General features: G+C 72.6%; 13 protein-coding genes. 11 read left to right on the top strand and 2 right to left on the bottom strand.

The features are described from left to right. Window positions 1-43 precede the first annotated feature (43 nt). A complete protein-coding gene (locus tag V6N00_RS05410) occupies window positions 44-625 on the bottom strand; it encodes a DUF3515 domain-containing protein (RefSeq protein WP_334231052.1) in 582 nt (193 codons plus the stop codon). 192 nt (window positions 626-817) lie between these two features. On the opposite strand from V6N00_RS05410, the gene V6N00_RS05405 reads away from it, so the two are divergent. From V6N00_RS05405 to rsmD, 5 genes are all read left to right on the top strand, one after another. Continuing rightward, complete coding sequence (locus V6N00_RS05405; protein WP_334231051.1) at window positions 818-1,888, top strand: LCP family protein; 1,071 nt, start codon at window positions 818-820, stop codon at window positions 1,886-1,888. Between the two features lie 73 nt (window positions 1,889-1,961). Continuing rightward, the gene (gene thiL / locus V6N00_RS05400; protein WP_334231050.1) at window positions 1,962-3,086 is read left to right on the top strand and encodes a thiamine-phosphate kinase; all 1,125 of its coding nucleotides are present in this window, start codon (window positions 1,962-1,964) and stop codon (window positions 3,084-3,086) included. 52 nt (window positions 3,087-3,138) lie between these two features. Further along, entirely contained in the window at window positions 3,139-4,134 is a 996-nt protein-coding gene (locus V6N00_RS05395; RefSeq protein WP_334231049.1) for a DAK2 domain-containing protein, read from the top strand. A gap of 44 nt (window positions 4,135-4,178) precedes the next feature. Further along, window positions 4,179-6,434, top strand: coding sequence for an ATP-dependent DNA helicase RecG (locus V6N00_RS05390; protein ID WP_334231199.1), 2,256 nt, complete (start codon window positions 4,179-4,181; stop codon window positions 6,432-6,434). 60 nt (window positions 6,435-6,494) lie between these two features. Beyond that, the gene (rsmD, locus tag V6N00_RS05385) at window positions 6,495-7,058 is read left to right on the top strand and encodes a 16S rRNA (guanine(966)-N(2))-methyltransferase RsmD (RefSeq protein ID WP_334231048.1); all 564 of its coding nucleotides are present in this window, start codon (window positions 6,495-6,497) and stop codon (window positions 7,056-7,058) included. A gap of 5 nt (window positions 7,059-7,063) precedes the next feature. On the opposite strand, the gene V6N00_RS05380 is transcribed toward rsmD, so the two are convergent. Then, window positions 7,064-8,302: an aminotransferase class I/II-fold pyridoxal phosphate-dependent enzyme gene (locus V6N00_RS05380; protein WP_334231047.1), complete on the bottom strand. Its 1,239-nt coding sequence runs from the start codon at window positions 8,300-8,302 to the stop codon at window positions 7,064-7,066. A gap of 155 nt (window positions 8,303-8,457) precedes the next feature. Between V6N00_RS05380 and coaD the strand changes: the two genes are divergently transcribed. From coaD to V6N00_RS05350, 6 genes are all read left to right on the top strand, one after another. Further along, a complete protein-coding gene (gene coaD, locus V6N00_RS05375; protein ID WP_334231046.1) occupies window positions 8,458-8,943 on the top strand; it encodes a pantetheine-phosphate adenylyltransferase in 486 nt (161 codons plus the stop codon). Between the two features lie 155 nt (window positions 8,944-9,098). Continuing rightward, window positions 9,099-9,596 (top strand): YceD family protein, encoded by a 498-nt coding sequence (locus V6N00_RS05370; protein ID WP_334231045.1) that lies wholly within the window; start codon window positions 9,099-9,101, stop codon window positions 9,594-9,596. Window positions 9,597-9,611: 15 nt separating this feature from the next. Further along, a complete protein-coding gene (gene rpmF / locus V6N00_RS05365) occupies window positions 9,612-9,815 on the top strand; it encodes a 50S ribosomal protein L32 (RefSeq protein ID WP_076701258.1) in 204 nt (67 codons plus the stop codon). A 55-nt stretch (window positions 9,816-9,870) separates the two neighbouring features. Then, window positions 9,871-10,716, top strand: coding sequence for a ribonuclease III (rnc, locus tag V6N00_RS05360; protein ID WP_334231044.1), 846 nt, complete (start codon window positions 9,871-9,873; stop codon window positions 10,714-10,716). A gap of 16 nt (window positions 10,717-10,732) precedes the next feature. Continuing rightward, entirely contained in the window at window positions 10,733-11,761 is a 1,029-nt protein-coding gene (mutM, locus tag V6N00_RS05355; protein ID WP_334231043.1) for a bifunctional DNA-formamidopyrimidine glycosylase/DNA-(apurinic or apyrimidinic site) lyase, read from the top strand. A 235-nt stretch (window positions 11,762-11,996) separates the two neighbouring features. Beyond that, a complete protein-coding gene (locus V6N00_RS05350) occupies window positions 11,997-13,610 on the top strand; it encodes an alpha/beta hydrolase domain-containing protein (RefSeq protein WP_334231042.1) in 1,614 nt (537 codons plus the stop codon). The last annotated feature ends 1 nt before the right edge of the window (window position 13,611 follow it).

Here is a 13,611-nt window from a genome sequence, read left to right as displayed (position 1 = left end):
GCGGGGTCGGCGCTGACCGGTCGGCGCTGATCGGTCGCGCGCGTCAGCCCTGCTGGGACGGCAGCTGGGCGTCCCGCACGTCGAGGCACTTGTGGGAGCGCGGCAGGCTCGAGACCGGGCTCGCCAGTTCGACGAGGACGGTGCTGGACGCGGCCCTGCTGGTGTCCAGCAGCAGCTCGACCGCCGGCGTACGGCCGTAGGTCGTGAGCCGCCACGTCGACTTCTCCTGCACGGCGACCCAGTCGACGCCGTTGACGCTGACGCAGCGTTCCGTCGTCGGGCCCGGCGGCTGCACCCCGCAGCGCAGGACCGCCGCGGACGGATCGCCCCACGCGGCGGTCGCCTGGCTCGTCGTCGTCCGCTTCGCCAGTCCGGCGAGGTCGTGGGGCAGGGCGAGCATGACGGGGGCGCACCGGGGGTCGTTCGACTGCGGGGCGGGAGCGACGTCGACCGCGGGGGAGCACCCGGTGAGCATCGCCGTCAGACCGGTGACCGCGACGACGGCGGCCGTTGCCCGCGCGGCGCCGACGCGCCGGGCCGGCCGGTCCGCGTCGACCCGTCCGCTCCCGCAGGCACGTCCGGCGATGAAGGGGTCGGACGGGGACGGGCGCGAGCGGAACAGCACCGTCCGAGCCTACCGAGCTTCCGCGCGCTCGCGTTCCGGCAGATCGGGACGAGACGCGGCGCGAACGTGACGAGCCGCACCGGCACGCGGGCGACATCACCGCCCTCGTGCAGCATCCGGTCAGCCGGACACCTTACGATCGACAGGAACTTCGACGTCGGCGTGATCGGGCTGTGCCCGGATGGAGGACAGATGGACGAGCCGGGCTACTCGGACACTCGCCCCCTGGGGCCGCTCGCGGCCTCGGAGCAGCGGGTCGCCGCCCGGACGAAACTCCGCCGCAGGCGCCTGATCCGCACGATCGTCATCGCGGTCGTCGCCGTGATCGCCGTCGTGGCCATCGTCGTCGGTACCTACGTCGGGGGGATCGCCCGGACGTTCGACGACAAGACGGTCAAGCTCGAGAAGGTCTTCCCGGACGGCAACCGGCCCGAGGCGGCCGGCGGCGGCGTGCAGAACATCCTGCTGCTCGGCAGCGACACCCGCGGGAACCTCTCCGAACTGAACAACGCGGCCGGCAGCGACCAGCGCTCCGACACCATCATGCTGATCCACGTCCCCTCGGACGGCAAGGGTGTGTACGGCATGTCGATCATGCGGGACTCCTGGGTCGACATCCCCGGCGCCGGGCAGGGCAAGATCAACTCGGCCATCGCGATCGGCGGTATCCCGCTGCTGGTCAAGACGCTCGAGGGCATGCTCGGCACCCGGATCGACAACGTCGCCGCGCTCGACTTCGGCGGCTTCGAGAAGCTGACCGACGCGATCGGCGGCGTCAGCGTCAACGTGCCGCAGGACTTCAAGGCGATCGACGGGCTGACCTTCAAGGCCGGGGAGCAGGTGCTCGACGGCGCCCACGCGCTCGCCTTCGTGCGGGAACGGCACGCCTTCGCCGATGGCGACTACCAGCGCGTCAAGGACCAGCAGGCGTACATGAAGTCGCTGATGAACAAGATGCTCTCGCCCTCGGTGCTGGCCAACCCCGGCATGGTCTCGAACGCGGTCACCAAGTTCGCGCCGTACCTCGGCGTCGACCGGACCTTCACCTCGGGTGACGTCATGGGGCTGGGGTGGAAGCTGCGCAACGTCCGTGGCAAGGACGTGCACATGTTCACCCTCCCGAACTCCGGGACGTCGTTCTCCAGCGACGGTCAGTCGATCATCGTGGTCGACCAGAAGGCGGTGGCCGACGTCGGCAAGGCGCTCCGGGACGACACCATGGCCCAGTACATCGCCGACCACCCGGACGGCCAGCAGCACTGACCGCCCGCCTCGTCCCCGAGCGCCTCACCGGCACCGGCGCAGAACTGTCGGTGGGCCCGGTTAGGGTCGGGACATGACTTCCCCGGACGCGGCAGGCGCCCCCACGGACGCGACCGGCGACCGCAGCGGTGCCCTGCCGGGGCGCACGTCCGAGCGCGCGAGTGCGCCGCATCAACCCGACCGCAGCGCGCGGGTCGGCGACCTCGGCGAGGCCGACCTGCTGGCCGCGTTCCTGCCCCGGCTGCCGCGCGGCGCCCACGACGAGGTGGCCAACGGTGACGACGCCGCGGTGTTGAGGATCGGCGACCCCCGCGTCGTCGCGACCGTCGACACGCTGGTGGAGGACCGGGACTACCGGGCGGTCTGGCCGAATGGCCGGGTCACCGCCGGCCACGACGTCGGGTTCAAGGGCGTCGCCCAGAACCTGTCCGACCTCAACGCGATGGGCGCGGAGCCCATCGGCCTGCTCGTGAGCCTCGCGATGCCGCCCGAGACGTCGGTCGACTGGGTGCTCTCCCTCGCCGACGGCATCGCCGACGCGATCGGCACCCTCGGCGCCGCGGGCTGCTCCGTCGCGGGCGGGGACCTGTCCGGAGCACGCGAGGTCGTCCTGACCATCACGGCGCTCGGCCGGCTCACCGACGCGGGCCCCGTCCTGCGCTCCGGTGCCCGGCCCGGTGACGAGCTGGCCGTGGCGGGCCGGGTGGGGGAGGCGGCCGCCGGGCTCGCCCTGCTCGAGACCGCCGCCCCGCTGAGCGACCGGCCCGGGGTCGCCACGGACCCCGACGTCGCGGTCCTGGTCGAGGACCTGATCCTGTCCCAGCTGCGCCCCCGGCCGCCGCTCGGTGTCGGCGTCGCCGCCGCCCGCGCCGGCGCCCACGCGCTCATGGACCTTTCCGACGGGCTCGTGCGGGATGCGGGTCGACTCGCCCGGGCGAGCGGCGTGCGGATCGATCTGGACACCGGGCGCCTGGCGCGCTTCGCGGACCGGCTCGCGCCTGCCGCGGCCCTGCTCGGAGCCGATCCGATGGCCTGGTGCGTGGCCGGCGGGGAGGACTTCGGGCTGGTCGCCGCCTTCGCTCCGGGCACGGTTCCGGAGGGATTCACTGCGATAGGCTCGGTCGCGGACGGCCCCGGGGAACTGCTGGTCGACGGCCGCCCGTCGAAGAGAACAGGATGGGATCACTTTGCAGCCTAGGGCCGGGTCCTCCGCGGGCGTCATTCACCGCTGGCTGACCCACGCCGAGACCGTGCTCGGTGATCACTGCGGCGAGTTGAACGCCATCAACGTCTTCCCCGTGCCGGACTCGGACACGGGCTCCAACCTGGTGCAGACCGTTGCCGCCGCCGTCGCCGGGCTCCCCGCGCCGCCGCAGCCGGTGCACCACGGTGAGGAGCCCCACGAGCCCGTCGACCTCGGCGTCTTCCTCGGCGCTGCCGGGGCATACGCCCTGGAGCACGCGCGCGGCAACTCCGGGACCATCCTCGCCGTCATGCTCAGCGCCATGGCGGAGCCGCTCGCCGGCCACGCCCGGCTCACCCCGCTCGCCCTCGCCGCCGCGCTGGACCGCGCCGGGGTGCGCTGCTGGTCCGCCCTCAGCGACCCCGTCCGCGGGACCATGCTCTCGGTCATCGAGGCCGCGTCGTCCGCCTGCGCCGCGCGGGCCGCCGAGCGCGACGGCGACGAGAGCCACGCCGGCCTGGTCATCGTCCTCGACGGGGTGCTCGCGGCCGCGGCCGCCGCCGTCGAGGCCACCGAGGAGCAGAACGACGTGCTCGCCCGGGCCCGCGTCGTCGACTCCGGCGCCGTCGGCCTGCTGCTCGTCCTGCAGTGCCTCCGGTGGGCGGTGACCGGGGACCCGGTGGCCGTCGCCCCCCTCGAACACCTCGACGGCCTGGACCACGGGGAGCACCCCGAGGCGATGGACGGCGTCGAGATCATGTGCACGATTGCTCTGAGCCCGCTCGACGCCGCGAGCCTGCGCATCGCGCTCGACGAGCTCGGCGACTCGGTGATCCTCACCGCCATCGCCCCGATCGCGGGCCCCGGCAGCACCGGCACCGAAAGCACCAGTACCGGGTCCACCGGTGCCGTGACCGATGCGGGGTACCGCTGGCGCCTTCACGCCCACGTTCCGCACGACGCCCACGACCGCGCGCTCGCGGTCATCAGCGGCACCGGTGTCCCGGAGAACCTGGTCGTCACGTCGCTGCGTGCCGAGGAGACGCCGGAGCCGCACCAGTGAGCGGGCCGGCGCCGCAGCGCCGGCGCTCCGCCTCGTCCCCGAGGATCCTCGACCCCCGCGCACACCGGCTCGAGAAGGTCCTCGGCAAGGCCAACGCCACCAAGCTCGAGAAGGGCCTCGGGCTGCGCACGGTCGGCTCGCTGCTGCACCACTTCCCCCGCCGCTACCTCGAACGCGGTGAGCTGCAGAGCATCGCCGGTCTGCCCGTGGACGAGGACGTCACCCTCATCGCCGAGGTGCTCTCCAGCTCCCAGCGGTCCATGCGCAACCGCCGCGGCTCCATCGTCGAGGTCGTCATCACCGACCGGGACGCCCAGCGGCCCGGCACCCTCAGCCTCTCCTTCTTCCACGGCTACCAGGCCTACCGCGACCTGCAGCCCGGGGTGACGGCGCTGTTCAGCGGCAAGGTCAGCCTCTACCGGGGCAAGCCGACGCTGACCAACCCCAACTACCTGCTGCTCGACGACGACGCGACAGGCGAGGACCTGGCCAGCCGTCCGGTGCCCGTCTACCCGGCGACGTCGACCCTGACCAGCTGGTGGATCGCCCAGCGCGTTGCCACGGTCCTGGCCGAACTCGGCATCACGGGCGACCCCGACGACGCCGTCCGCCTGCCCGACGTCGTCCCGGCGGAGTTCGCCGCGCGGGAGCGACTCGGCGACCTGGTGACCGCGTACCGGGACATCCACGCCCCGGCCGAGATCGCCGACGCGTACCGGGCCCGGCACCGGTTCCGGTACCAGGAGGCCCTCATCCTGCAGACCGCGCTCGCGCGCCGCCGCGCCGAGCAGCAGGCCCAGGTGGCCGTCGGGCGTCCCCGCCGCGAGACGGGCCTGCTCGCCGACTTCGACGCCGCCCTCCCGTTCACCCTCACCGACGGTCAGCGCTCGGTCGGGCAGACGCTGGAGGAGGGGCTGGCGGCGGACCGGCCCCTGAACGCCCTGCTGCAGGGCGAGGTGGGCTCGGGCAAGACGCTGGTCGCGCTGCGGGCCATGCTGCAGGTCGTCGACGCCGGCGGCCAGGCCGCCCTGCTCGCGCCGACCGAGGTGCTCGCCGCACAGCACCACCAGTCGATCACCGCGACGCTCGGCCCGCTCGCCGCCGCGGGGATGCTCGGCGGCGCCGAGCACGCGACCCGCGTCGTCCTGATCACCGGCAGCATGCCGATGGCCGCTCGCCGGCAGGCGCTGCTCGCCGCCGCGTCGGGCGAGGCCGGCATCGTCATCGGCACGCACGCGCTGCTCTCGGAAACGGTGCAGTTCGCCGAGCTCGGCCTCGTCGTCGTCGACGAGCAGCACCGATTCGGCGTCGAGCAGCGCGACACCCTGCGCACCCGGGCCGGCGTGCCGCCGCACCTGCTCGTCATGACCGCCACCCCGATCCCGCGCACCGTCGCGATGACCGTCTTCGGCGACCTCGGCGTCCTGACCCTCGAGGGCCTGCCGGCCGGTCGGGCGCCGATCGACACCCACATCGTCCCCCTCGTGGAACACCCGGAGTGGCGCGAGCGCGTGTGGCAGCGGGCCCGCGAGGAGGTCGACGCGGGTCGCCAGGTGTACGTCGTGTGCCCCAAGATCGACGGGGGTGAGGCGGCGTCGAGCACCTTCGACGACAGCGACGGCGTCGAGTTCGACGAGGCCGCCGGCGAGATCGGCGGGATCGGCGGCGCCGCGGAGAAGGCGCCCCCGCTCGCCTCCGTCGAGGAGACCGTCGCCGCGCTGGCCCAGACCCCGGCCCTGGCGGGGGTGCGCATCGGTGCCCTCCACGGCCGCCTCGACCCGACCGAGAAGGCCGCGACGATGGCCGCGTTCCATCGCGGCGACCTCGACGTGCTCGTCTCGACGACCGTCATCGAGGTCGGTGTCGACGTGCCGCGGGCGACGCTCATGGTGATCCTCGACGCCGACCGCTTCGGCATCTCGCAGCTGCACCAGCTGCGCGGCCGCGTGGGCCGCGGTGGCCTGCCCGGCACGTGCCTGCTCGTCACGGGCCTCGAGGCCGGGCACCCGTCCCGGGTGCGCCTGGAGGCCGTCGCGAGCACGACCGACGGCTTCGCCCTCGCCGCCGAGGACCTCAAGCTGCGGCGCGAGGGCGACATCCTCGGGTCCCGCCAGTCCGGCGGCCGGTCGACCCTGAAACTGCTGCGGGTGATCGAGGACGAGAAGATCATCGTCGCCGCCCGGCACGACGCGCAGGCCATCATCGAGCAGGACCCCGAGCTGGCGAGCCACCCCGTTCTCGCCGGCGCCATCGACGACTACCTCGATCCCGAGGCCGAGGAGTGGCTGGACCGTGGCTGAGACCTGCACGGCGCGTCGTCCGGCGCGGGCGGGCGACACGCCGTTCCGGACGGTCGCGGCATGAGCCGGATCATCGCCGGCGTCGCGGGCGGCCGGACCCTGACGTCGGTGCCCGGGGACCACACCCGGCCGACGACGGACCGGGTCAAGGAGTCCCTGTTCTCGGGGCTCGAGGCGGCCGACGCCATCCGCGGCGCACTGGTCCTCGACCTGTTCGCGGGCTCCGGTGCCCTCGGGCTGGAGGCGCTCAGCAGGGGAGCGCGGCGGGCGACGCTCGTCGAGTCCGCCCGCCGGGCGGCCGACGTGTGTCGCCGCAACGCGCGCCTGCTGGAGGCCGACCTGGGTCCCGCCGCCGTGCGTGTGCGGCAGGAGAAGGTCGCGTCGTTCCTCGCCACACCGGACCCCCACGGCTGGGACCTCGTGTTCCTCGACCCGCCCTACCCGATGCCCGAACCGGAGCTGGCGACCGTGCTCGCGCTGCTGCGCCCGGCGCTGGCCGAGGGAGCCCTCGTCGTCGTCGAACGGTCCACCCGGTCACCGGAGCCGACGTGGCCGGACGGGCTGGAGCCGGTCCGTGACCGGAAGTACGGCGAGACCCGGCTCTGGTACGCCGAACCGGCCTGACGCCGTCAGGCGCCCGCGGACCCGAACGCCGTCAGGCGACGGACCGCCTCGGCCAGGACGTCGTCGCGCTTGCAGAAGGCGAACCGGATCAGCCGGGACGCCGACGCCGCGGCCGCACTGCCGGGGTGGTAGAACGCCGTCAGCGGGATCGCGGCGACGCCCGCGGTGGCCGGTAGCCGCCGGCACAGTTCCGCGCCGTCGGTGACGTCGCCGCCGAGCAGCGGGGTGGCGTCGGCGACGACGAAGTAGGTGCCCGCGGGCACGGTCACCTCGAAGCCCGCGCCGCGCAGCCCGCTCACGAGCAGGTCGCGCTTGCGTTGGAGCGAGGAGGCCAGGCCGGCATAGACGTCGTCGTCCAGTCCGAGCCCGAGCGCCACCGCGCCCTGCAGCGGGCTGGCGGAGGAGTAGGTGAGGAACTGCTTGACGGTCCGCACCGCCGCGACGAGGTCGGCCGGACCGGTCAGCCAGCCGACCTTCCACCCGGTCACCGAGAACGTCTTGCCGGCCGAGGAGATCGTCAGGGTGCGCTCCGCCGCGCCCGGCAGGGTCGCGACCGGGACGTGCGTGACGCCGTCGAAGGTGAGGTGCTCGTACACCTCGTCGGTGACGATGATCGCGCCGTGTCGGGCGGCCTCCTCGACGATGCGCTGCAGCAGCTCCGGCCCGAACACGGTGCCCGTGGGGTTGTGCGGGTTGTTGACCAGGATGACCTTCGTTCGGTCCGTGACGGCGCCGGCGAGCTCGTCCTCGTCGGGCAGGAAGTCCGGCTCGTGCAGCGGCACCGTCACGTGCCGCGCCCCGGTCAGCTCGATCATCGCGCCGTAGGAGTCGTAGAACGGCTCGAAGGTGAGCACCTCGTCGCCCGGGCCGGTGAGGGCGAGCAGCGCGGCGGCGATCGCCTCCGTCGCCCCCGTCGTGACGAGAACCTCCTCGGCCGGGTCCACGCTGAGCCCGTAGAAGCGCGCCTGATGCGCGGCGATCGCCTCCCGCAGCACGGGGATGCCCCGGCCCGGAGCGTACTGGTTGGCGCCCGACGAGATCGCGGCGCGCGCCGCCTCGAGGATCTGAACGGGGCCGTCCTCGTCGGGGAAGCCCTGTCCGAGGTTCACTGCCCCGTGCGTGCCGGCGAGGACGGTCATCTCCTCGAAGATGGTGCCGGCCAGGGTGCCGGAGGCGTCGAGCAGGTTCGCTCCGTGCGCCGCCCGCTGCCAGGGTGCCGCCGTGGTGCCGGTGTGCGTCGTCATGGGTCCAGTCTCTGCCCCCGGACCGCCGTCCCTCCACCCGGTCCGTCACGCGGACGAGCACGGCGGCGCGACGGCGCGGACGCTCCCCTGGCGAACCTGCACCACCGTGACGGGTCGGCATGCCGAGCCGGCGACCCGTCGGTACGATGCGGAGTATGCGCCGCGCCGTCTGTCCTGGATCCTTCGACCCTCTGCACAACGGGCATCTCGAGATCATCGCCCGGGCGAGCAACCTCTTCGACGAGATCATCGTGGCGGTCTCCACCAATCCGGCCAAGAAGTACCGGTTCGGCCTGGACGAGCGGCTGCAGATGGCCCGCGAGACCCTGTCCGCCCTGCGGGGGATCACCATCGAGGCGATGGGGGAGGGGCTGCTCGCCGACTTCTGCCGGCGCCACGGTGCGGACGCCATCGTCAAGGGGGTCCGCACCTCGGCCGACCTCGACTTCGAGGTGCCGATGGCCACCATGAACCGGCACCTCACCGGCGTCGAGACCGTCTTCCTCGCGGCCGACCCCGGGTACGCGCACCTCTCCTCGTCGCTGCTCAAGGAGGTCGGCTCCCTCGGCGGGGACATCTCCGGTTTCGTGCCGCGCTCGGTGTACCGCCGGATGACGGCGCCGCCGCCCCCGCGCGGCTGACGAGTGTCCTTTTGAGGTATGGGGGTCCGACGGGCTAGAATGGTCAGTCGGTCATCTGTTCTTTTCGGGAGTTCACCATCAGCCGCCCACATCAGCACCAGGCACTCGATGCCCTGGTCGTCAGTGTCCGGGAACTGCAGCGCAGTCCCGGGGCGATGCGTGCCCTCGAGGAACGGGTCGAGGCCCCGGAGGACTTCGGGACCCCGGCGATCGGCATCCCCGCAGGCTCGGACATGGATCTGGACCTGCGGCTGGAGGCGGTGCACGAGGGAGTCCTGGTGTCCGGCACGGCCACGGCCCGCGCGGTCGGTGAGTGCGTCCGGTGTCTGGACCCCATCGCGTACGACCTCACGGTGGACGTGCAGGAGCTGTACTTCGCCGATCCGGATCCGGCGACGGACGAGGACGGCGAGCCCCTGCCGCGGGTCGAGCACGAGAGTGTCGACCTGGAGCCGCTGCTGCGCGATGCCTTCGTGATCGAACTGCCGTTCCAGCCGGTGTGCAGTCCCGACTGTCAGGGCCTGTGCCCGCAGTGCGGAGTGCGGCTGGAGGACCACCCGGGCCACCGGCACGAGACGCGCGATCCGCGCTGGGATGCTCTGCAGTCCCTCGCGACCGACCCGGGCCAGACAGACCAACGCAAGAGCAACTGAAGAAAAGAGTCAATCGTGGCTGTTCCCAAGCGGAAGACCTCCCGCTCGAATACGCGTTCCCGCCGTTCCCAGTGGAAGGCCGAGGTGCCCACGCTGGTCAAGACCGTCGAGAACGGTCGGGTGTCCTGGAGCCTGCCGCACACCGCCAAGGTCGTGACGGACTCCGCCGGCACTCCGCTGTTCCGCGAGTACAAGGGCCGCAAGGTCGCCGACGTCTGAGACCTCACCGGTCGTGACCGGTGCCGCCACGGGCGGCACCGGTGAGACCCGTACCATGAGCGATCTCGACTGGCTTCAGGAGCAGCTCGGCGTCACGATCGACGCCGGGCTGCTCTCGCTTGCCCTCACGCACCGGTCGTACGCCTACGAGCACGGCGGCATCCCCACGAACGAGCGCCTCGAGTTCCTCGGCGACTCGATCCTGGGCTTCGCCGTCACCGACTTCCTGTTCCGGGAGAACCCGGACCTGTCCGAGGGTGAGCTCGCCAAGCTGCGCTCCGCCGTCGTCAGCACACGCGCGCTGGCCAACATCGCCCGCGGCCTCGGGGTGGGGGACCACATCCACCTCGGTCAGGGCGAGAAGATGACCAACGGCCGGGACAAGGCCTCGATCCTCGCCGACACCATGGAGGCGATCTTCGGCGCCACCTACATCGACCGCGGCATCGAGGCCGCCCGTGACCTCGTGATGCGGCTCGTCGGCCCGCTGCTGACCGACGCGGAGGCGCTCATGGCCAGCACCGACTGGAAGACGAGCATCCAGGAGTACGCGGCGCTGCGACAGCTCAGCCCGGTGGACTACGGCGTCGTCGGCGAGGGACCGGATCACGCGCGCCGGTTCACCGCGACGCTGACCATCGCAGGAGAGGTCTACGGCGTCGGCCGGGGCCACTCCAAGAAGGAAGCCGAGCAGGAGGCAGCGGCCGCCGGGTGGCGGATCGCCGCCGAGCGGACCGCCGTCCTCGGCACCGGCAGCGGCAATGGACAGACCGCCGGCGCCGTCGCCGTCTCGAACGGCTCGCCCTCCGCCGGTACTGCCGCAGCGGCGGGTGCCGCGGTCATGCCGGACGGGGATCCTGCTCCCGCAGCCGCGGACGCGCCGACCGACCCCACCCGCTGACCGCCGGACCCCGCTCGTGCCCGAACTGCCCGAGGTCGAGGTCGTCCGGCGTGGACTGGCCCCCTGGGCGGTGGGCCGTACCGTCACCGGCGTCGACGTCGTCGATCCCCGCTCCGTGCGGCGGCAGCCCGGTGGTCCCGAGACCTTCGCCGCCGCGCTGACCGGCCGCCGTCTGACCGCCGCCGTCCGCCGCGGCAAGTTCCTCTGGCTCCCGCTGGAGCCTGCCGGATCGCATGCCGCCTCGCAGGGTTCCGACTCCGGTGCCCCGACCGCCCTCGTCGTCCACCTCGGGATGAGCGGGCAGGTGCTCATCCAGCCCGCCGGCGCTCCCGACGAGAAGCACCTGCGCATCCGGTTCCGTCTCGAGCCGGGGTCGGACGCGACCGAGTCGACTTCCGATGGCGTCATGGACCGTGACGACGGCCCCGAGACCTCCGGCGACGAGCCGGACCGGCAGCTCCGTTTCGTCGACCAGCGCATCTTCGGCGGCATGCACGTGGACCGGCTCGTGAGCACGGACGACGGCGCCCCCGGCGGTGCGGGCAGCGACGCACCGCTCATTCCCGCCAGTGCCGCGCACATCGCCCGGGACCCGCTCGACCCGGCGTTCGACGTCGCCGCCTTCACCGAGCGGCTCCGGCGGCGGCGCACCGGCATCAAGCGGGCGATGCTGGACCAGTCGTTGATCTCCGGGATCGGCAACATCTACGCGGACGAGTCGCTGTGGCGGGCCCGGCTGCACTACGCCCGGCCCACCGAGACGCTGCGCCGGCCCGAGGTGGATCGGCTGCTGGCCGCCTGCCGTGAGGTGATGGGCACCGCGCTGGAGGCCGGCGGCACGAGCTTCGACGCCCTCTACGTCAACGTCAACGGCCAGTCCGGCTACTTCGACCGGTCCCTCGCCGTGTACGGGCAGACCGGCCGGCTGTGCCCGCGCTGCGCCGCGAACGGCCGGCACAGCGTCATCCGGCGCGACTCCTTCATGAACCGCGGCTCGTTCACCTGCCCGGTCTGCCAGCCGCGCCCCCGCCGCGCCCGCTGGTAGCCGGGCTTCCGGCGAAGCGCCTGACTAATTCCTTGACCGTGCCTGTGAACGGCTCCTAGCCTTGGCCTAGCCTCGCTCGGTCCGAGCGTCGCGATCTCCGGCAGGACCGAGTCGCGGAGGAATCATGCAGCATCGCGGCCAGCATTCCCGAATGGTGTCGTCACGGCGAGGTGCGTCCCCGCGGTTCGACAGGTCGCGACGGCGCCGACGGACGGCCGCGCGGACCTGGGCCCTGATGACCGCCGTGATCGCGGCGGTGCTGCTGGCGATGACGCCGGCGGTCGGGCAGTCCGTGGCCCCAGCGATGTTCGGGGCGTCCACCGTGCCGGCCGACGCTGCGGATCCGTCCTCGACGGCGATACCGGGAGCCGGCGTCCCCGCGGCGACGCCGACGGTGACGGGTCCGAGCGGTGCGCCGCTGACGGCGCCGCGGATCACCGGCCCGATCCGGGCCACCGCGACGTCGTACCCCTTCGGCGCGGCGAACCACACCCGGATCCCCGAGAACCTCGCCGCGATCGGCTACGTCGAGGAGGAGTACTTCGTCAGCGGGCTGGCCAACGTGTACACGTGGCCGGCGCCGGGCCCCGCCGTCGTACGCACTGCCAACGCTCCCTACACGACCCGCATCCTCGTCCGCCGGCCCGCCAAGGTCAGCGCCTTCAGTGGCAACGTCGTCGTCGAACCGCTCAACCCCTCGAACCTGTTCGACCTGAACCTCGGCTGGGGGCTGATGCACGATCAGTTGATCCGCAACGGCGACGTGTGGGTGGGGGTGACCGTCAAGCCGGTCTCGATGCAGACGCTCAAGACGTTCGACCCCATCCGGTACGCCCCGCTGAGCATGAACAACCCGCTGCCGCTGGACGATCCGCGCAACTGTGCCACGGTCCCCTCGGACAGCTCGCGGACCACCGAGAACGGGCTGGCCTGGGACATCTACAGTCAGGTCGGCCAGCTGATGCGCACGGCGGCCAGCCCCGTGCACTACGGCGGCGCGAAGCCCCACCATGCGCTCAAGCTCTACGGCTTCGGGTACTCGCAGACCGGCGGGTACATGTACGACTACATCAACGCCGTCGCGCCCCGGGTCAAGGCGGAGACGGGCCGGTCGATCTACGACGCGTACATCGTGGCCGTCGCGGGTGGAGCGTTCGCGGGCATCTATCCGATCAACCAGTGCGAGGCGCTCCCGGCGCTGGACGACCCCCGACGGCAGTTCTCCAACGTGGGCGTGCCGATCATCCACGTCATGTCCCAGTCGGACTACCTGCGGGGCATCACGGCGCGCCGGCCCGACAGCGACGTCCCCCCCGATGCGTACCGGCAGTATGAGATGGCCGGCGCCGGACACGCGACGCCCACGGAGCTGAACTACGCCGCCGCACCCGCCGACATCGAGAAGGGCGGCCGCGCGGTGCCGCCGATGGACTGCAACGAGGGCCCGCGCAGCCGGTTCCCGAGCGCGATCTTCTTCGACGCCTTCCTGCGCAACCTGGACGACTGGGTACGGCGGGGGATCGCCCCGCCGCACGGCTCGCCCATCGTCGTGCAGAACGGCGCCCCGGTGCTCGACCGGTTCGGCAACGTGGTCGGCGGCCTCCGCTCGCCCTACCTCGACGTCCCGACGTCCACCTGGTACGGCAGCTCGACCGGACCGTCCTTCTGCGTGATCGCCGGGCACGAGGTGCCGTTCAGCCAGGCGCTGCTGCAGCAGATCTACCCGAGCCACACCGTGTACGTCAGGGCCGTCGCGAAGGACACCATGGCGCTGGTCAAGCAACGGTTCATCACCCGGTACGACGGCGATCGGCTCGTGCGGGAGGCCTCGGCCGCCGCGGTGCCGTGAC

Source organism: Tersicoccus mangrovi, from assembly GCF_036881825.1.
Lineage (GTDB): Bacteria > Actinomycetota > Actinomycetes > Actinomycetales > Micrococcaceae > Tersicoccus > Tersicoccus mangrovi.
This window is presented reverse-complemented; position numbering and strand designations above follow the sequence as displayed.

Coding starts and splice junctions, on each gene's coding strand:
- V6N00_RS05405 (WP_334231051.1), top strand. CDS start 818: ATGGACGAGCCGGGCTACTCGGACACTCGCCCCCTGGGGCCGCTCGCG.
- thiL (WP_334231050.1), top strand. CDS start 1,962: ATGACTTCCCCGGACGCGGCAGGCGCCCCCACGGACGCGACCGGCGAC.
- rsmD (WP_334231048.1), top strand. CDS start 6,495: ATGAGCCGGATCATCGCCGGCGTCGCGGGCGGCCGGACCCTGACGTCG.
- V6N00_RS05380 (WP_334231047.1), bottom strand. CDS start 8,302: ATGACGACGCACACCGGCACCACGGCGGCACCCTGGCAGCGGGCGGCG.
- coaD (WP_334231046.1), top strand. CDS start 8,458: ATGCGCCGCGCCGTCTGTCCTGGATCCTTCGACCCTCTGCACAACGGG.
- V6N00_RS05370 (WP_334231045.1), top strand. CDS start 9,099: ATGCGTGCCCTCGAGGAACGGGTCGAGGCCCCGGAGGACTTCGGGACC.
- rnc (WP_334231044.1), top strand. CDS start 9,871: ATGAGCGATCTCGACTGGCTTCAGGAGCAGCTCGGCGTCACGATCGAC.
- V6N00_RS05350 (WP_334231042.1), top strand. CDS start 11,997: ATGACCGCCGTGATCGCGGCGGTGCTGCTGGCGATGACGCCGGCGGTC.